Source organism: Alistipes dispar (genome assembly GCF_006542685.1).
GTDB lineage: Bacteria > Bacteroidota > Bacteroidia > Bacteroidales > Rikenellaceae > Alistipes > Alistipes dispar.
Genome location: NZ_AP019736.1, coordinates 272,211 through 289,159, shown reverse-complemented (window position 1 = coordinate 289,159; position 16,949 = coordinate 272,211). Strand labels below are relative to the sequence as shown.

General features: G+C 63.2%; 14 protein-coding genes. 10 read left to right on the top strand and 4 right to left on the bottom strand.

What is annotated here, in order from left to right; all coding sequences use genetic code 11:
- Genes rsmI through FME97_RS01475 form a run of 3 tightly spaced genes read left to right on the top strand, consistent with a single transcriptional unit; the run spans position 1 to position 2,616 of the window.
- Complete coding sequence (gene rsmI, locus FME97_RS01485) at positions 1 to 696, top strand: 16S rRNA (cytidine(1402)-2'-O)-methyltransferase (protein WP_141427576.1); 696 nt, start codon at positions 1 to 3, stop codon at positions 694 to 696.
- Positions 693 to 1,616: a lysophospholipid acyltransferase family protein gene (locus tag FME97_RS01480; RefSeq protein ID WP_141427574.1), complete on the top strand. Its 924-nt coding sequence runs from the start codon at positions 693 to 695 to the stop codon at positions 1,614 to 1,616. Before rsmI ends, FME97_RS01480 begins: the two co-directional genes overlap by 4 nt.
- Entirely contained in the window at positions 1,603 to 2,616 is a 1,014-nt protein-coding gene (locus FME97_RS01475; RefSeq protein WP_141427573.1) for a glycosyltransferase family 2 protein, read from the top strand. The genes FME97_RS01480 and FME97_RS01475 overlap by 14 nt, the downstream gene beginning before the upstream one ends.
- 133 nt (positions 2,617 to 2,749) lie before the next feature.
- Here the strand turns inward: FME97_RS01475 and FME97_RS01470 are convergent, their stop codons facing one another.
- Complete coding sequence (locus tag FME97_RS01470) at positions 2,750 to 4,426, bottom strand: glutamine--tRNA ligase/YqeY domain fusion protein (RefSeq protein WP_141427571.1); 1,677 nt, start codon at positions 4,424 to 4,426, stop codon at positions 2,750 to 2,752.
- Positions 4,427 to 4,493: 67 nt separating this feature from the next.
- Complete coding sequence (locus tag FME97_RS01465; RefSeq protein WP_141427569.1) at positions 4,494 to 5,567, bottom strand: hypothetical protein; 1,074 nt, start codon at positions 5,565 to 5,567, stop codon at positions 4,494 to 4,496.
- Positions 5,568 to 5,654: 87 nt separating this feature from the next.
- Between FME97_RS01465 and FME97_RS01460 the strand changes: the two genes are divergently transcribed.
- On the top strand, positions 5,655 to 6,230 hold the full coding sequence (locus tag FME97_RS01460) for an RNA methyltransferase (RefSeq protein WP_141427567.1): 576 nt from the start codon (positions 5,655 to 5,657) through the stop codon (positions 6,228 to 6,230).
- A 64-nt stretch (positions 6,231 to 6,294) separates the two neighbouring features.
- Positions 6,295 to 7,110: a 3-methyl-2-oxobutanoate hydroxymethyltransferase gene (panB, locus tag FME97_RS01455; RefSeq protein WP_141427565.1), complete on the top strand. Its 816-nt coding sequence runs from the start codon at positions 6,295 to 6,297 to the stop codon at positions 7,108 to 7,110.
- Positions 7,111 to 7,224: 114 nt separating this feature from the next.
- On the opposite strand, the gene FME97_RS01450 is transcribed toward panB, so the two are convergent.
- Positions 7,225 to 8,382 carry a TlpA disulfide reductase family protein gene (locus tag FME97_RS01450; RefSeq protein WP_141427563.1) on the bottom strand — a complete coding sequence of 386 codons (1,158 nt, stop codon included), beginning with the start codon at positions 8,380 to 8,382 and terminating at the stop codon, positions 7,225 to 7,227.
- Between the two features lie 164 nt (positions 8,383 to 8,546).
- On the opposite strand from FME97_RS01450, the gene guaB reads away from it, so the two are divergent.
- From guaB to FME97_RS01435, 3 genes are all read left to right on the top strand, one after another.
- Positions 8,547 to 10,025, top strand: a complete 1,479-nt coding sequence (gene guaB / locus FME97_RS01445; protein WP_141427561.1) for an IMP dehydrogenase — start codon at positions 8,547 to 8,549, stop codon at positions 10,023 to 10,025.
- A 214-nt stretch (positions 10,026 to 10,239) separates the two neighbouring features.
- Positions 10,240 to 11,769: a glutamine-hydrolyzing GMP synthase gene (gene guaA, locus FME97_RS01440; RefSeq protein ID WP_141427559.1), complete on the top strand. Its 1,530-nt coding sequence runs from the start codon at positions 10,240 to 10,242 to the stop codon at positions 11,767 to 11,769.
- Positions 11,770 to 12,040: 271 nt separating this feature from the next.
- On the top strand, positions 12,041 to 12,535 hold the full coding sequence (locus FME97_RS01435; RefSeq protein WP_141427557.1) for an exonuclease domain-containing protein: 495 nt from the start codon (positions 12,041 to 12,043) through the stop codon (positions 12,533 to 12,535).
- 55 nt (positions 12,536 to 12,590) lie between these two features.
- Here the strand turns inward: FME97_RS01435 and FME97_RS01430 are convergent, their stop codons facing one another.
- Complete coding sequence (locus FME97_RS01430; RefSeq protein ID WP_141427555.1) at positions 12,591 to 13,886, bottom strand: porin; 1,296 nt, start codon at positions 13,884 to 13,886, stop codon at positions 12,591 to 12,593.
- A 293-nt stretch (positions 13,887 to 14,179) separates the two neighbouring features.
- On the opposite strand from FME97_RS01430, the gene tpx reads away from it, so the two are divergent.
- On the top strand, positions 14,180 to 14,686 hold the full coding sequence (gene tpx / locus FME97_RS01425; RefSeq protein ID WP_141427553.1) for a thiol peroxidase: 507 nt from the start codon (positions 14,180 to 14,182) through the stop codon (positions 14,684 to 14,686).
- Between the two features lie 173 nt (positions 14,687 to 14,859).
- On the top strand, positions 14,860 to 16,233 hold the full coding sequence (locus FME97_RS01420) for a C1 family peptidase (RefSeq protein WP_141427551.1): 1,374 nt from the start codon (positions 14,860 to 14,862) through the stop codon (positions 16,231 to 16,233).
- Positions 16,234 to 16,949: the final 716 nt, after the last annotated feature.

The window sequence follows — 16,949 nt, the reverse complement described above, 5'->3', positions numbered from 1 at the left end:
ATGGCAAAACTCTATATCGTGCCGACGCCGATCGGCAATCTGGACGACATCACGCTGCGCGCGGTGAACGTGCTGCGCACGGTCGATTTCATTCTGGCCGAAGATACGCGCACGACGTCGTTTCTCCTCAAACACCTCGGCATCGAGAAGAAGCTCCGGTCGCACCACAAGTTCAACGAACACGCCACGGTCGAGTTGGTCGCCGGGGAGATCGCCGCGGGGCGCGATGCGGCGCTCGTGTCGGACGCCGGGACGCCGGGCATCTCCGACCCGGGGTTCCTTCTGGTGCGCACCTGTGTCGGGGCGGGGATCGAGGTGGAGACGCTGCCCGGCGCCACGGCCTTCGTTCCGGCGCTGGTGCAGAGCGGATTTCCGTGCGACCGGTTCTGCTTCGAGGGGTTCCTGCCCCAGAAGAAGGGGCGGACGAAACACCTGCTCGCACTGGCGGAGGAGGAGCGGACGATGGTCTTCTACGAGTCGCCCTACCGCGTGGTGCGGTGTCTCGAGCAGTTCGCCGAGGTGTTCGGCCCCGACCGCGCCGTTTCCGTGTCGCGCGAGCTGACCAAGAAATTCGAACAGACCGTGCGCGGGTCGGTGGCCGAGGTGCTCGGCCATTTCCGCGCGACGGAGCCGCGGGGCGAGTTCGTCATCGTCGTGGCCGGCAAACCCAAATCCCGCAATACCGATAAGTTATGAAGCGGACGGACCTGAACATCGCTCAGCGGATCTGGCTGGAGATACTCTGGCGGATGGCGCGCCTGTTCGCCGCGATGCCCTACTGGTTCAAATTCCATGTCGTCGAAAACCTGCTCTTCTTCGTGCTCTGCTACTGCCTGCGCTACCGGATGCAGGTGGTGCGGCGGAACCTGCGCAACTCCTTCCCCGAGAAGAGCGACGAGGAGCTGGCGGCGATCCGTCGCCGGTTCTACCGCACGCTGGCCGAACTGATCGTCGATACGATCGACCTGGCCCGTCTGACTCCGGACAAGGGGCGCTCCATCCTGCAGGTCGAGGGACTGGAGGAGCACCTGCGGAAGGTCGGGGGCCGCGACTGGATCGCCATGACGGCCCATTTCGGCTGTTGGGAATACTGCTCGTTCTGGGGCTTCTACGCCCCGACGCAGATCGTCGTGGCCGTCTATCATCCGCTGCGGAGCAAGGTCGCCGAGGCGTTGTACCAGCGCCTGCGCAACGGCGACTACGCCACGACCGTCTCGATGAAGGAGAGTCTGCGTTTCTATCTGCGCCACCGCGACAAGGGGTTCCGCGGCAAGAACCTCGTGATGGGGCTTATCGCCGACCAAAATCCTCCGCGCCGTCCCGACAGCCATTGGTTCCGCTTTCTCAATCAGGATACGATCTTTTTCGACGGCGGCGAGAAGCTCGCGCTGCGCTGCCGCCTGCCCGTCTATTTCGTGCGGATGGACCGCTTGCAGCGGGGACGTTACCGCATGTCGTTCGTGCCGCTTTACGACGGCGAGGAGCAGGTCGCGCCCAACGAGATCACCGAACGCTATGTCCGCGAGCTGGAGCGGGTGATCCGCGAACGGCCCGAACTTTGGATGTGGTCGCACCGCCGCTGGAAACACAAACGCATGCCGGATGCCGAACGTTGAGATCGTCATTCTGAACTGGAACGGGGAGGAGCACCTGCGCCGCTTCCTGCCGAGCGTCGTGGCCGCGGCGCCCGAAGGGGTGGGCGTCGTGGTCGCCGACAACGGTTCGACGGACGGTTCCGTCGCCCTGCTCGAGCGGGAATTCCCGTCGGTCGGGGTGGTGCGCCTGGAGCGGAACTACGGCTTTGCCGGCGGGTACAACCGGGCGCTGGAGCGGATCGAAGCGGAATATTTCGTGCTGCTCAACTCCGACGTCGAGACGCCTCCGGGGTGGCTGGAGCCGCTGCTCGACTGCCTGCGCCGTCATCCCGACGTGGCGGTCGTGTCGCCCAAGCTGCTCTCGTTCCGCGACCGCGGCCGCTTCGAGTATGCGGGCGCTTCGGGCGGGTTCATCGACTTTCTGGGGTATCCTTTCTGCCGGGGGCGCATCCTGCGGAGCGTGGAGTGCGACGCGGGGCAGTACGACGATGCGCGCGACGTCTTCTGGGTGAGCGGGGCGGCTTTCTGCTGCCGTGCCGACGTGTTCCGCGCGCTGGGCGGCTTCGATGCCGACTTCTTCGCCCACATGGAGGAGATCGACCTTTGCTGGCGGATGCAGCTGGCGGGCTGGCGCGTGCGGGTGGTTCCGGAGAGCCGGGTCTATCACCTCGGCGGCGGCACGCTCGCTACCGACTCTCCGGCCAAGGTCTTCTACAACCACCGCAATGACCTGGCGATGCTCTACAAGTGCGCCTCGCCGTGGCAGCGCGCCGTCGTGGCCGTCGTGCGCCCGGGGCTCGATCTGCTGGCGGCCCTGTCGTATCTGGTGCAGGGGCGTGCGGACAGTTTCCGGGCGGTGTTCCGCGCCTGGCGCGACTTCCTCGGCTGGCACGGGGAGCTGACCCGCAAGCGGCGCGCGATCCGGGCGTCCCGCAGGGGATCGGCCGCCGCGAATATCTACCGCGGGTCGGTTCTTCTGCGCTATCTGCTGGGACGCCGGACCTTCGGCCGGCTGATGTGATTGCCCGGGTGCGGGATGCTGCCGCCCTGCGGCGGACCGGGATCGTTTCCGGAGACGGGCCTGCACAAGGAATACGGAATGGCGGCGATCCTTTCGGGTCGCCGCCATTCCGGTTTTTCGGGTCGCGGTGGGGCTACCTGTTGATCTTGGCCCACGAATCCTTGAGCGTCACCGTGCGGTTGAAGACGAGATGCTCGGGCGTCGAATCGGTGTCGGGGCAGAAGTAGCCCACGCGTTCGAACTGCACGGCCTCTCCCACGGGAACCTCGCGCAGCGAAGGTTCCAGATAGCCCGTGATCCGGACCATCGACTCGGGGTTGAGGTTGTCCTCCCAGGTCTGCCCTTCGTCCACGTCGTCGGGGTTCTCCTTCGTGAAGAGCGGATTGAAGAGCCGGATTTCGGCCTCCACGGCATCTTTGGCCGACACCCAGTGGATGACGCCTTTCACGCGGCGGCCGTCGCTCGACGAACCTCCGCCCGACATCGGGTCGTAGGTGCAGCGCAGTTCGGTGATGTTGCCCGCGTCGTCCTTGACGACCTCCTCGCACTTGATGAGGTACGAATAGCGCAGGCGCACCTCGCCGCCCGGCGAGAGGCGGAAGAACTTCTTGGGCGGATTCTCCATGAAGTCGTCGCGTTCGATCCAGATCACCTTCGAGAAGGGGACCTGCCGCGTGCCGGCCGTCTCGTCCTCGGGGTTGTTTACGGCGGTGAACAGTTCGGTCTGGCCGTCGGGGTAGTTGGTGATCGTCACCTTCAGCGGATTGAGCACGGCCATGCGGCGCTGTGCGACCTTGTTGAGGTCCTCGCGCACGCAGTACTCCAGTTTTCCCAGGTCGATCACGTTGTCGCGCTTGGCCACGCCCACCATTTCGGCGAAGTTGCGCACCGAGGCCGGCGTGTAGCCCTTGCGGCGCAGGGCGCAGATCGTCGGCATGCGGGGGTCGTCCCAGCCCATCACGGCGCCTTCCTGCACCAGTTTGAGCAGTTTGCGCTTCGACATCATCGTATAGGTGAGGTTCAGCCGCGCGAATTCGTACTGGTGCGACGGGTAGATGTCCAGCGCCCGGATGAACCAGTCGTAGAGCGGGCGGTGGACGTCGAATTCGAGCGTGCAGATCGAGTGGGTGATCCGCTCGATCGAGTCGCTCTGTCCGTGGGCGTAGTCATACATCGGGTAGATGCACCACTTGTCGCCCGTGCGGTGGTGTTCGGCGTGGATGATGCGGTACATGATCGGGTCGCGGAAGAGCATGTTCGGATGGGCCATGTCGATCTTCGCGCGCAGCACCTTCGCGCCGTCGGGGAATTCGCCGTTCTTCATACGCTCGAACAGGTTGAGGTTCTCCTCGACCGACCGGTCGCGCCACGGCGAGGGCGTACCCGGCACGGAGACCGTGCCGCGGTTTTCGCGGATCTCCTCCTGCGTCTGGTCGTCCACGTAGGCCAGTCCCTTGCGGATCAGTTCGACGGCCCATGCGTAGAGCTGGTCGAAGTAATCCGAGGCGTAGTGCTCCTCGGCCCACTGGAATCCGAGCCACTGGATGTCGCGCTTGATCGAATCGACGTACTCCACGTCCTCCTTGACGGGGTTCGTGTCGTCGAAGCGCAGGTTGCATCGGCCGCCGTATTTCTTCGCCAGGCCGAAGTTGATGCAGATGCTCTTGGCGTGCCCGATATGCAGGTAGCCGTTCGGCTCGGGCGGGAAACGGGTCTGTACGCGTTTCTCGCCCCGGGCGATCGACTCTTCGATGATCTCTTCGAGGAAGTTCAGCGACTTCTCGCGGGTTTCGTTGGTTTCGCTTGCCATATATCGATATTGCGGTTTTGTGTTGTCGTTCCGGGACCCGGGTCCCTCGGCCGGTCCGGCGTGCGGGTCAGTTTCTCTTTCTGCCGATGTCGAACAGCTTTTGGATGTCCACCGAGAGCTTGACCATCTGCTGCGTGCCCGTGCCCGTGCCGTCGTAGTGGAAGACCATGCCCGCTTCGACATGCATCGTGTCGTCGAAGAACTTGCGGTCGTAGCCGATCCACGTGCGGTTGTAGATATGTTCGGTCGTGGAATAGAACCGCTCCCCGGCGTACAGCCCTTCGGGGCCGTAATACTGCCACAGGGGCTGCAGGTTTTCGCCCAGATAGAGGTTGTTCTCGATCTTCACGCCCCAGCGGGTGATCCGCAGGTCGATCTGTCCGCCGCACGGTTTTTTCCAGTCGTGGTCCACGCTGCGGGCGCGCTGCGGGGCGAAGAGCAGTCCGGCCCGGACGTCGAAGTCGAAGAAGGCGTCGAACTCCCAGCCGGCATAGGGATTCACGATCAGGTTGTCCGTCACGTTCTCGTCGAGTTTCGAGCCGGCGAAATGGAACATCGAGAAGGCGTATCCGAAATAGAATCCGCCGTCGAGCGTGTAGCGTCCGGCCGAGAGGATGCGGAACATTTCGCGCGACTCCTCGGAGTACATGCCCTCCCAGTCGATAGCCATCTCCACGTAGGTCTTTTCGCGCTGCGTCGAGACGTAGCGGCCCAGAAAGCCCGACAGGCGGTTGTGGTAGAACGCCACCGAGTCGCTGACGAGGGCAGGGGAGTAGTCGCCCATCAGCTCCTTGCGGTCGAAGATACCCGCCGCGGCCCGCACGTTCTCGGTCGAGAAGCGGTAATACATCAGCGGTTTGACGTCGCTCAGAAACGGTTCGCGCGCGCCGTTGTGCTGGCCGAAGTTCTGTAGCATGTCCACGCCGAATACGAGGCGGTTCTTCTCCTGCCATTCGACGCCCACACGGGGCGTGAGGCGGGCGCTGAAGAGCGTCTGCGACTGGTTGAAGTCGTTGTTGGCGTATTCGCGGTTGTCGAAGCGCGTGGCGAAGTCGGCGCCGACGAGGATTTTCTGCGCGCGGAGCCCCCCCCCGGAAAGGCACAGGGCCACGACGAGCGGCAAGAGTTTTCGGATGTGCATAATTTCTTTGCGTTGAGGCCCCAAAATTAGACAAAATATTTTTTATTTGACTACTTTTGACCCCGAAATCATTCATGAAAACCGGGAATGCGTAAAATAACCAACGAGGAGCTGGGCCGCCCGTCGGCCGCCGAATTCGCCGCGATGGAGAAGATGCCCGTCGCGGTGGTGCTCGACAACGTCCGTTCGCTGCAAAACGTGGGGGCCTTTTTCCGCACGTGCGACGCTTTCGCCGCGGAGCGCATCTGCCTGTGCGGCATCACGGCCACGCCGCCCAACCGCGATATCCACAAGACGGCGCTGGGCGCCGAACTGACCGTCGCGTGGAGCTATCACCCCTCCACGGCGGAGTGTCTCGACCGTCTGCGGGCCGCGGGCTGCACGATCCTTGCCGTCGAGCAGGTCGAGGGGGCCGCGATGCTCGACGACTTCCGTCCCGAGCCGGGCGTGCGGTATGCGCTCGTCTTCGGCAACGAGGTCGAGGGCGTGGGGCAGGAGGCGGTCGATCGCTGCGACGGGGCCATCGAGATTCCGCAGGCCGGCACGAAGCATTCGCTCAACGTCTCGGTGTCGGGCGGAGTCGTGCTGTGGAGTTTTTTCCGCCGGATCGGCCCGCGGAGAGGAGGGCATCGGGCGGAGCGCATCCCGGGCGGGGCGAAATAAATTTTGCGTTGTGCCCGCCTTGCGTTATCTTTGCCGCACCTGAAATTTAAATTCTGAAGAAGAAATGTCCGTAGAAAGCAGCCTCCGGGCGGTGACGACCTACCGTCTGACGGAGATGAAACAGCGCGGCGAGAAGATCGCCATGCTCACCTCGTACGATTATTCGATGGCCCGGATCGTCGATGCCGCCGGCGTGGACGTGATCCTCGTGGGCGATTCGGCGGCCAATGTCATGGCCGGTTACGAGACGACGCTTCCCATCACGCTCGACATGATGATCTACCATGCCCGTTCGGTGGTGCGGGCCGTCAGCCGCGCGCTGGTGGTGGTCGATCTTCCCTTCGGCGCCTATCAGGGCAATTCGAAAGTGGCGCTCGACTCGGCCGTGCGCATCATGAAGGAGACCGAGGCCGACGCCGTGAAGATGGAGGGCGGCGAGGAGATTCTCGAATCGGTGCAGCGCATCCTCTCGGCCGGCATTCCCGTCATGGGGCATCTCGGGCTCACGCCGCAGTCGATCCACAAGTTCGGAACCTATACGGTCCGCGCGAAGGAGGAGGCCGAGGCCGCGAAACTCGTGCGCGACGCGCATCTGCTGAGCGACGCGGGGTGTTTCGCCGTCGTGCTCGAGAAGATTCCCGCGGCGCTGGCCGGGCGTGTCACGCGCGAAATTTCCGCGCCGACGATCGGCATCGGGGCCGGCGGCGCGTGCGACGGGCAGGTGCTGGTGATTCACGACATGCTGGGAATCAACAAGGGCTTCTCGCCGCGGTTCCTGCGCCGTTACGCCGACCTGCATACGGTGATGACCGATGCCGTGTCGCAGTATGTCGGCGACGTGAAGTCGGGGGACTTTCCCAACGAGAAGGAGCAGTATTAGCACCGGCTTCTCCGTGTCCGGGGACTGCCGTCCGCCGTGTTCCGCAATACGGACCGCCCCGGCTGCAATCCGTTGCAGCCGGGGCGGTCCGTGAAGAGGGGGGCTGCGGAGGCGTTATTCCAGCATCTCCGCCAGCTTGTCGTAGAACTCCTCGCTCTCGCCGACGAACCGGGCGGCGATGCGCCCTTCGGGGTCGATGACGATTTTGGTGGGGTAGCCCTCGACGGCATACCGGACCGTCACGTCGTCCCCGGGGGCAGCGTTCCGCGGGTTTATGACGTGTACCCACGGCAGTCCGTGCCGTCCGATCGCCTCGCGCCACTTCTCCGGGGTGTCGTTGCAGGCGATGCCCACGATCTCCAGTTTGTCCTTGTAGCGTTCGTAGCACGCCTTCATCCGGGGGAATCCCTTGATGCACCATCCGCACCAGCTTCCCCAGAAGTCGAGCACGACGTATCGTCCGCGCAGCGACGAGAGGGCGAACTCCTTTCCGTCGGCATCCCGGAGCACGAATTCCGGGGCCGGCATGCCGGGGGCGGTTTTCTTCCGGGCTTCGAGAGACCGTTGCCGTGCCTCGGCCTTCCCGACCGCATGTGCGATGAGCGGAGCGAACCGGGACGTGCGAACCCGTTCGTCCAATAAGGTGAAGCAGCTTAGCACGCTGTCGGTCGGGATGTCTGCGAGAAGATAGCCCGAGAGCGTTTCGCAGGGATTTTCCCGGATATACTCCGTGACGGCACCGATAATTTTTCCGGAGAGCGCGCGGAGCCGTTCCGAGAGTGCGTTTGTCTCTTCTGCCGACAGGACCGTGTCGGCCCGCAGGGAGAGGCGGGTGTAGGCGATATGGAGCGGCAACTGCTCCGCGCGGAACCGGCTCCACTCCGTATTCGGGCTTTCGCCCGAGAGCGTGTAATCCGTGTAGATCGAATCGACCTTCGCACGGATCGCGACGCGCTCTCCACGGTCGAGCGTGAAATGAATGTCCGACACGGAACTGTACCATTTGTACCCTCCCCGGATCGGAATGACTGCCTGCAGGGGCCGTATCGAAAAGAAACACGGCTTTTTGATCTGCGCATCGAACGTGAACCTCCCTTTTCGGACGACGACCGTGTCCCGGTGCAGTTCCTTTGCCGGAATCGCTTCGATCGCTCCCCATTGTACGATCAGCGTGTCGTTCGTCAGCCCTTCGATTCGGCCCGATATGACGGGGCGGCGGGTGCAGGAGGCCGTTGCGGCGGCGAGGAGGAGCAGGGGCAGCAGTTTTTTCATCGTGCGGCGGGTGTTTTCGTCGATCGTAAAGATAGTGAAAAAAGTCCGGTTCGCCGTTTCCGTATTGATAAATTGTTGATAAAAAAACGGCGATCGGCGGCGGGTTTTTGGGCCGTTTCGAAAAAAATGCTTAATTTTGCGAGCAACAAAAATCCACGTTCATTATGTCTTTTATCAATGAAAGGGTTCAGCCCGAAGGACTTACGTTCGACGATGTGCTGCTCGTACCCGCCTATTCGGAAGTGTTGCCGCGAGAGGTCGATATCCGCACCCGTTTCTCGCGAAATATCAGGCTCAACATTCCCATCGTGTCTGCCGCGATGGATACCGTGACCGAAGCACCGCTGGCCATCGCATTGGCTCGCGAAGGCGGTATCGGAGTGATCCACAAGAACATGTCCATCGCCGAGCAGGCCGCGCAGGTCCGCCGCGTGAAACGCGCCGAGAACGGCATGATCTACGACCCGGTGACCATCTCGAAGGAGAACACCGTGGGCGACGCCCTGAATCTGATGAAGGAGAACCGCATCGGCGGCATTCCCGTCGTGGACGGCGCGCGGAAGCTGATCGGCATCGTCACCAACCGCGACCTGCGTTTCCAGCGCGACATGTCGCGCAAGATCGCCGAGGTGATGACCCCCGGCGACCGCCTTATCACCACGCACAACTCCGCGCTGGAGCATGCTTCGGAGGTGCTGCTGAACAACAAGATCGAAAAACTCCCCGTCGTGGACGACGAAGGCCGTCTGGTGGGGCTCATCACCTATAAGGACATCACCAAGGTACAGGATCATCCCAACGCCTGCAAGGATGCGAAGGGCCGTCTGCGCGTGGCCGCAGGCGTCGGCATCACGCCCGATGCGATGGAACGCGTCGCGGCGCTCGTGGCCGAGGACGTGGACGCCGTGGTGCTCGACTCGGCGCACGGCCACTCGTTCAATATCGTGCGGAAGCTCCAGGAGATCAAGGCCGCCTATCCGTCGCTCGACGTCGTGGTGGGCAACATCGCCACGGCCGAGGCGGCGCGGTTCCTGATCGACAACGGCGCCGACGGCATCAAGGTCGGCATCGGGCCGGGGTCGATCTGCACGACGCGCATCATCGCCGGCGTGGGCGTTCCGCAACTGTCGGCCATCTACGCCGCGGCCTCCGAGGCGAAGGGCTCGGGCGTCCCGGTGATCGCCGACGGCGGTCTGCGCTATTCGGGCGACATCGTCAAGGCGCTGGCCGCGGGCGGCGACTGCGTGATGATCGGTTCCATGTTCGCCGGCACGGAGGAGGCTCCGGGCGAGACGATCATCTATAACGGCCGCAAGTTCAAGACCTACCGCGGCATGGGGTCGATCGACGCCATGAAGGCCGGTTCGGCCGACCGCTATTTCCAGAAAGGGTGCGAGGGCAACATCAACAAGCTCGTGCCGGAGGGTATCGTGGCGCGCGTGCCGTTCAAGGGTACGCTGAGCGAGACGGTCTTCCAGCTCATCGGCGGCATCCGTTCGGGCATGGGATACTGCGGCTCGCCGACCATCGCGGCGCTGCAAACCGCGAAATTCATCCGCATCACGTCGAACGGCGTCGTCGAGAACCACCCGCACGACGTGACGATCACGAGCGAGGCCCCGAACTATTCGAGCGAGCGGTAGGGGCGTGGCGGGCCGCAGACCGGTATTTCCCGGGTGGGGATGGGACGCGGCCCTTGCAGTCCCGCGGCGTCGCCGGCCGTATGGTGCGTGACCGACGTCCGCAGGGCGGGAATCGTCGCCCGGGGAACGGGAGCCGCCGCTGCGGCGGAGTTCCGCTTTCCGGCCTCCGGCGCGGAAGAGCAACGAAACGCAAACGATAAACTTCGAACATAGAATGCAGGAAAAAATCATCATTCTCGACTTCGGGTCGCAGTACACGCAGCTCATCGCGCGGCGTGTGCGCGAGCTGAACGTCTATTGCGAGATCCACCCCTTCAACCGGATTCCGGCGATCGACTCGTCGGTGCGGGGCGTGATTCTCTCGGGCAGCCCCTTCTCGGTGCGCGATGCCCAGGCCCCGACGCCCGATCTTTCGGCGATCAGGGGCAGGCTGCCGCTGCTGGGCGTCTGCTACGGCGCGCAGTACCTTGCGCACGCCTTCGGCGGCGAGGTGCAGCCCGCTCCCAGCCGCGAGTACGGCCGTGCGATGCTCACCGTGGGCGACGCGCAGGACCCGCTGATGCGCGATCTTCCGGCGACGACGCAGGTGTGGATGTCGCACGGCGACACGATCACGCGCGTTCCCGAAGGGTACGGGATCGTCGCTTCGACGGAGGACGTCCGCGTGGCGGCCTACCGGATCGGCGGCGAGCGGACATGGGGCATTCAGTTCCACCCCGAGGTCTATCACTCGACCGACGGCAAACAGTTGCTGAAGAATTTCGTCGTCGGCATCTGCGGATGCGCGCAGTCGTGGACTTCGGAGAGCTTCGTGGAGTCCACCGTACGCGAGCTGCGCGAGAAACTGGGCGACGACCGCGTGGTGCTGGGCCTTTCGGGCGGCGTCGATTCGACGGTGGCCGCCGTGCTGCTGCACCGGGCCATCGGCCGCAACCTCTACTGCATCTTCGTCGATTCGGGCCTGCTGCGCAAGAACGAGTTCGACGAGGTGCTCGAATCCTACAGGGACATGGGCCTGAACGTCAAGGGCGTGAAGGCCGGGGAGAAGTTCCTCGCCGATCTGGCGGGCGTTTCGGAGCCCGAGCGGAAGCGCAAGATCATCGGCCGCGACTTCGTGGAGGTGTTCAACGAGGAGGCGCAGCGGATCGAGGACGTGCGGTGGCTGGCGCAGGGGACGATCTATCCCGACGTGATCGAGTCGTGTTCGGTGAACGGTCCTTCGGCCACGATCAAGTCGCATCACAACGTGGGCGGTCTTCCGGAAAAGATGAATCTGAAGATCGTCGAGCCGCTGCGATTGCTCTTCAAGGACGAAGTGCGCCGCGTGGGGCGTTCGCTCGGCATTTCCGAGCGGCTCATCGGGCGGCATCCCTTCCCCGGACCGGGACTGGCGATCCGCATTCTGGGCGACGTCACGGCCGGGAAGGTCGAGATTCTGCAGAACGTGGACCGAATCTATATCGACGCCCTGCGTGCCGCCGGACTTTACGACAAGGTGTGGCAGGCGGGAGCCATCCTCCTGCCGGTCAAGAGCGTCGGCGTGATGGGCGACGAGCGGACCTACGAGAGCTGCGTCGCCCTGCGGGCCGTGACCTCCACGGACGGCATGACGGCCGACTGGGTGCATCTGCCCTACGAATTCCTCGCCGACGTGTCGAACGAAATCATCAACAAGGTCCGCGGCGTGAACCGCGTGGTTTACGACATCTCCTCCAAGCCGCCCGCCACGATCGAGTGGGAGTAGCGGATTTTCCCTCATGCCGGGGAGTTTCCCCGAGTCCGGCCGCCCCAGCCGCAACATTCTGCGGCTGGGGCGGTTTCCGTCCGGCATCCGGCCCTTGCCGTACTCGTTCCTCGTTGGCTCCGTCTCCCGGTGCGTTCGTCTTCCGGCGTCTCCTTTCCTCGGCGATATGTCCTTCGCTCTCCGAGGTTTCGGCGGATTTCCGCGGCCGCGGCCGATTTGCTTTTCTGCCTGGAGGGCGTTATCTTTGCCGCGCAAAGAGTTTTTTCAGAAAATGACCGATTTCGCAGCCATAGATTTCGAGACGGCCAACGGCCGCCGCACGAGCGTCTGCTCGGTGGGCGTGGTGGTCGTGCGGGGCGGCGAGGTCGTGGATACGTTTTACAGCCTGATTCGTCCGCGGCCCAATTTTTACAGCCGTTTCACGACGGCCATCCACGGCCTGAGGTACGAGGATACGGCCGATGCGCCCGATTTCGCGGAGGTGTGGCGGCAGGTCGCGCCCCGCATCGAGGGGCTTCCGCTCGTGGCGCACAACTCGCCTTTCGACGAGGGCTGTCTGCGCGCCGTCTTCGAGCTGTACGGCATGCCCTATCCCGGTTACCGTTTCGTCTGCACGTGCCGGGCGGCGCGCCGCGTCTTCGGCCGCAGCCTGCCCGACCACCGGTTGCACACCGTCTCGGCCGCCTGCGGCTTCGACCTTGCGCACCATCATCACGCGCTGGCCGACGCCGAGGCCTGCGCCCGGATCGCGCTGAAGATCCTCTGACCGGAGCGATCATTGCGGAACGACGGGAAAACGGCCCCGCCGGACTTGTCCTGCGTTACAGCCCGAGTTCGAGCTGGAAGCGGATTTCCCAGCGGTTGTAGTCCGCTGCGGAACGGCTGCGGTGGTTGTAGGAGGCGTCTGCCTGCACCTTGAGACTGTGTCCGATGATATAGCGGGTCACGGCCACCGAGGTCTGGTTCCAGCGTTCGTATCCGGCGTAGGGGCGGACCTCCGCGTCGGGAAAGAGCGTCGAGTTGCGCAGCGCGACCTCCCATTTGCTGCCGAACAGGTAGCTGGTTTGCACGTTGAGGCCGCAGCCGTCGTAGATGAAGGCGTTGCGGTCCGTATCGAAGAGCGGGTCGCCGCTCGTGCGGCCCATGAAATCGGTGTAGAAGGCGAATCCGCGGTATTTGAGGATGAAATCCACGAAGTAGGAGCCGATGTTCCGTGTGGCGCCGTCGGGCATCAGGGCGCCGCGCTGGCCAGAGAGGCGTGCGGCCTTGTGGTTGTAGGAGTAGGCTCCGGCCAGCAGGATGCGCACCCGCTCCTCGTGGTCGAAATCGCCCTCCAGCAGGTCGCCCTTCGCTCCGAAGCGTCCCAGCGGGTACAGCTCCACGCGCCCCGTGTAGGCCAGGCCGCCGCCCGACGAGGAACCCCAGTTGCGTCCTTCGCCCAGCGTGACGGAGGCTTTGGCCGAGAGGTTGAATCCTTCGCCCCGGAGCGGGTTGTATTCGCCGAAGAGACCGAAGTCGCGGTCGAGGTTGAATTCGCTGTTCACGATGCTGCGATCGACGAACTGAAGGGCGCTCGACGAATTGATGCGCGCGCGGTTGGCCTTGATCTTCGTCTGTCCGAATCCGATGTTCCATGCGGCGTTGGGCACGTAGTAGACGATGGCGTCGCGCACGATGTTCGTCGAACCGTTCGGGAGCGTCTCGGCGTCGTAGCCGGTGAATCCCAACTGCACGGAGTAAACCAGTTTCGGGGAGTAGATGTAGCCGTCGAACCGCAGGCGCAGCCGCTTGACGCGGGCGTCGGTTTTCGTCAGCGTGAAGTCTTCGTCGAACGAGAGCGCCAGAAGATTCTGCATTCTGAAACGCATCGTCAGCTCGAACCAGTCGTTTTTCGGCCGGAACGTGATGCCCCTGCCCACCTCGAGGTTGGGCATGTTGCGGAGCCGTTCGAGCAGCCCGGCGTCCGTCGCGGCGTCCGTGCGGAGCGAATCGGCCGTGCCGAATGCGGTACGCCGCAGCAGGGAGGCTTCCTGAGCCGGGCTTTTCGGCAGGGTGTTTTCCTGCGCCGCGGCGAATGGGGAGGCCGCGAGGAGAAGGAGCGTGGCGAGTCTTTTCATCTTGTTCTGTCTGTCGGTTCGTGTGTCGTTCGGGCCGTGTCCGGATCCGGGCCGGGAACAAAGATACGAAAAAGCCCGGATCGGCGCCGCAAGTTCCGAACCGAATCTGAAAGGATTCTGAAATGTGCCTTCCGGGCATCGGATTCGCGCGCTTTGCGCGGGCTGGTCCGGGCAATAAATTCCGTTTCGGACCGTTCTATTATAATAAAGACAGTTTATACGGTTTGCGCCGGCAGTCGGACGTGTTCCGCGGCGGTGTGGAACCGGATAGGCCGAATAAAACACATATCGTTATGAGTACAGTAAAATTCAAGGGTTCGCCGGTGAACCTTGCCGGCGAATTCATCCGCGAGGGTGTCGCCGCCCCCGATTTCGAACTGGTCAAGACCGACCTCACACCGCTCCGCTTCTCCGATCTGAAGGGACGCCGCGTGGTGCTCAATATTTTCCCGAGCCTCGATACGGGCGTCTGCGCCGCTTCGGTGCGGCGGTTCAACAAACTGGCCGCCTCGCTGCCCGATACGGTCGTCGTGGCCGTGTCGAAGGACCTGCCGTTCGCCCATGCCCGTTTCTGCACGACCGAGGGAATCGAGAACGTCGTTCCGGCGTCGGACTTCCGCGCCTCGGGATTCGACGCGGCCTACGGTGTCGCGATGGCCGACGGTCCGCTGAAGGGGCTGCTGGCGCGCGCCGTGGTGGTGATCGACCGCGAGGGAAAGGTGGTCTATGCGCAACTGGTTCCGGAGATTACCGAGGAGCCCGACTACGACGGAGCGGCGGAGGCCGTCCGGACGCACTGATTCGCGGTCGGAGCCGAGGTCTCCGGGACTGCGGATGTTCCGCGAGGAGAAGCGACGGTCCGAACCGTCGCTTCTCCTATTTTGTGTCCGGCGGTCTTCGGCGCCGAAAACGGGAAATATTTTTGGAAACGGCGGCAAATTCGTATCTTTGGATTCTCATTATCGAACCTACTATGAAGAAGACCTTACTTGCGTTGGCATTGGGAACGTTGTTCCTCGACGCTTCGGCCCAGGAACTGACCGGAGCGGACCTGAAAGAGATCGCCTCCTCCTTCGTGAAGGACGGCTCCACCACGGCGTTGCAGAATGCGCTGACGGCGGAGGCGAACCTGCGGAAGCTGGCCCTGAACCGCGACCTGCAGGGGAAGATCGACCATTATTTCAAATACCGGGTCGAGGTGAAGGGCATCACCGACCAGAAACAGTCCGGGCGGTGCTGGATGTTCACCTCGATGAACGTGCTGCGTCCGTCGGTCATGGAGCGGTTCGGCCTTTCGGAGTTCGATTTCTCGCACAACTACAACTACTTCTGGGACATGTTCGAGAAGAGCAATCTCTTCCTCGAGAACGCCGTTGCGACGGCCGACCGGCCGATGACCGACCGCGACGTGGAGTTTTTCTTCAAGACGCCGGTGGGCGACGGCGGCGTGTGGAACCTCTTCTACAACGTGGCCGAAAAGTACGGCGTCGTGCCGCGCGAGGTGATGCCCGAAACGGCCCATTCGAACAATACGGCCTACCTAAGGTCGGTGCTCAACGAGCGGCTGCGGGCCGGCGGGTACGAACTGCGCGGTCTGGCAGCCTCCGGAGCGGACCGGGCGAAGATCGCCGCGGCGAAGATCGCCGTGCTGAAAGAGGTTTACCGTGTGCTGGCGCTCTGCCTGGGCGAGCCGCCCGCCGGGTTCGAATGGCGTTACGAGACGCGTGACGGTGAAGTGAAGACGCTGCGCACCACGCCGCTGGAGTTCTACCGCAGCATCGTCCCCGCGGACTATGCCCCCGATTCCTACATTATGATTATGAACGACCCGACGCGCGAATATTACAAGGTGTACGAGATCCGGAACTACCGCAACACCTACGAAGGCGTGAACTGGGTCTATCTGAACCTGCCCAACGAGGCGATCAAGCGTGCCGCGATCGCCTCGATCAAGGCCGGCGAGGCGATGTACGCCTCCTGCGACGTGGCGGACTACGATCCGGTTTCGGGCGTCTGCGATCCCGCGATGTACGACTACGAGTCGATGTTCGGCATCGACCTTGCGATGGACAAGAAGGCGCGCATCCTCACGCGGCAGAGCGGTTCGGCGCACGCCATGGCGCTGATCGCCGTGGATACCGACGACAACGACGTGCCCCTGAAGTGGCAGTTCGAGAACAGTTGGGGCCCCTCGGCCGGGCACGAAGGGTATATGACCTTCACGGACGAGTGGTTCGACGAATACATGTTCCGCATCGTCATCAACCGGAAATACCTCGATGCGAAATCGCTCGAAGCGGCCGGTACGAAGCCTGAGCAGCTTCCCGCGTGGGACTATATGTTCTGATCCGCGGCCGGAGAGCCGTTACGGACCCGCCTTCCCGTATTCCGGAAGGCGGGTCCTCCGTTCCCGGAGCGTTCCGGCCCCCCGGAGCGTTCCGGCCCCCCGGAGCGTTCCGGCTCCCCGGAGCGTTCCGGCCCCTGCGCTTCTCGGACGCGACGGCCGGTCCGGGAACGCTTCGCGGGGAGGATGCCGCGTGCGTCGCCGCTCCGCCGTTACGAACCGGAGCGACCGGAAACGAGGCGAAAACGCTCGGTCTGACCGTGGCGGCGGATTGTCCGGATATTCGAGATTCATTCTCAAAACGGAAGGGACCGTTTTCGGTCCCTTCCTCCTGCAATGAGTCGCGTCACTGCCCCTCCTTTGTCAAGGAGGGCTCTTTATCGTTTGCAGGGTGCGGAGAGCTGTCGGACGGAAAACGTCTGCATCCGGCGGAAAGCACGGGAAATTCAATTCGCGGAAAAGCGTCGAGTCCGACGGTACACGGCAGGTATGAATATTTCGGGACCGCAGGTACGTCGGAAAAGAGAAATGATCGCAGAGAAACACTACCGCAGCCGACGGCGTGCGTAGAGAGAGAAATCCGATATCTATTCATAACTCCGGCATTTATTTTGAGTCGTACGTTTTCAAAATAGGTGCGCGGCACTTTCACAATTAGCAGAGACCGATCAACTAAATGCAATAACCACTTTGGTCAAGGGCCGCGCACTATGTGCACG

What these genes read in the sequence shown, in the direction of transcription:
- FME97_RS01430 (WP_141427555.1), bottom strand. Translation starts at nt 13,886, where the DNA reads ATGAAAAGACTCGCCACGCTCCTTCTCCTCGCGGCCTCCCCATTCGCC.
- panB (WP_141427565.1), top strand. Translation starts at nt 6,295, where the DNA reads ATGTCCGTAGAAAGCAGCCTCCGGGCGGTGACGACCTACCGTCTGACG.
- rsmI (WP_141427576.1), top strand. Translation starts at nt 1, where the DNA reads ATGGCAAAACTCTATATCGTGCCGACGCCGATCGGCAATCTGGACGAC.
- guaA (WP_141427559.1), top strand. Translation starts at nt 10,240, where the DNA reads ATGCAGGAAAAAATCATCATTCTCGACTTCGGGTCGCAGTACACGCAG.
- tpx (WP_141427553.1), top strand. Translation starts at nt 14,180, where the DNA reads ATGAGTACAGTAAAATTCAAGGGTTCGCCGGTGAACCTTGCCGGCGAA.
- FME97_RS01420 (WP_141427551.1), top strand. Translation starts at nt 14,860, where the DNA reads ATGAAGAAGACCTTACTTGCGTTGGCATTGGGAACGTTGTTCCTCGAC.
- guaB (WP_141427561.1), top strand. Translation starts at nt 8,547, where the DNA reads ATGTCTTTTATCAATGAAAGGGTTCAGCCCGAAGGACTTACGTTCGAC.
- FME97_RS01435 (WP_141427557.1), top strand. Translation starts at nt 12,041, where the DNA reads ATGACCGATTTCGCAGCCATAGATTTCGAGACGGCCAACGGCCGCCGC.
- FME97_RS01480 (WP_141427574.1), top strand. Translation starts at nt 693, where the DNA reads ATGAAGCGGACGGACCTGAACATCGCTCAGCGGATCTGGCTGGAGATA.
- FME97_RS01460 (WP_141427567.1), top strand. Translation starts at nt 5,655, where the DNA reads ATGCGTAAAATAACCAACGAGGAGCTGGGCCGCCCGTCGGCCGCCGAA.
- FME97_RS01450 (WP_141427563.1), bottom strand. Translation starts at nt 8,382, where the DNA reads ATGAAAAAACTGCTGCCCCTGCTCCTCCTCGCCGCCGCAACGGCCTCC.
- FME97_RS01465 (WP_141427569.1), bottom strand. Translation starts at nt 5,567, where the DNA reads ATGCACATCCGAAAACTCTTGCCGCTCGTCGTGGCCCTGTGCCTTTCC.
- FME97_RS01475 (WP_141427573.1), top strand. Translation starts at nt 1,603, where the DNA reads ATGCCGAACGTTGAGATCGTCATTCTGAACTGGAACGGGGAGGAGCAC.
- FME97_RS01470 (WP_141427571.1), bottom strand. Translation starts at nt 4,426, where the DNA reads ATGGCAAGCGAAACCAACGAAACCCGCGAGAAGTCGCTGAACTTCCTC.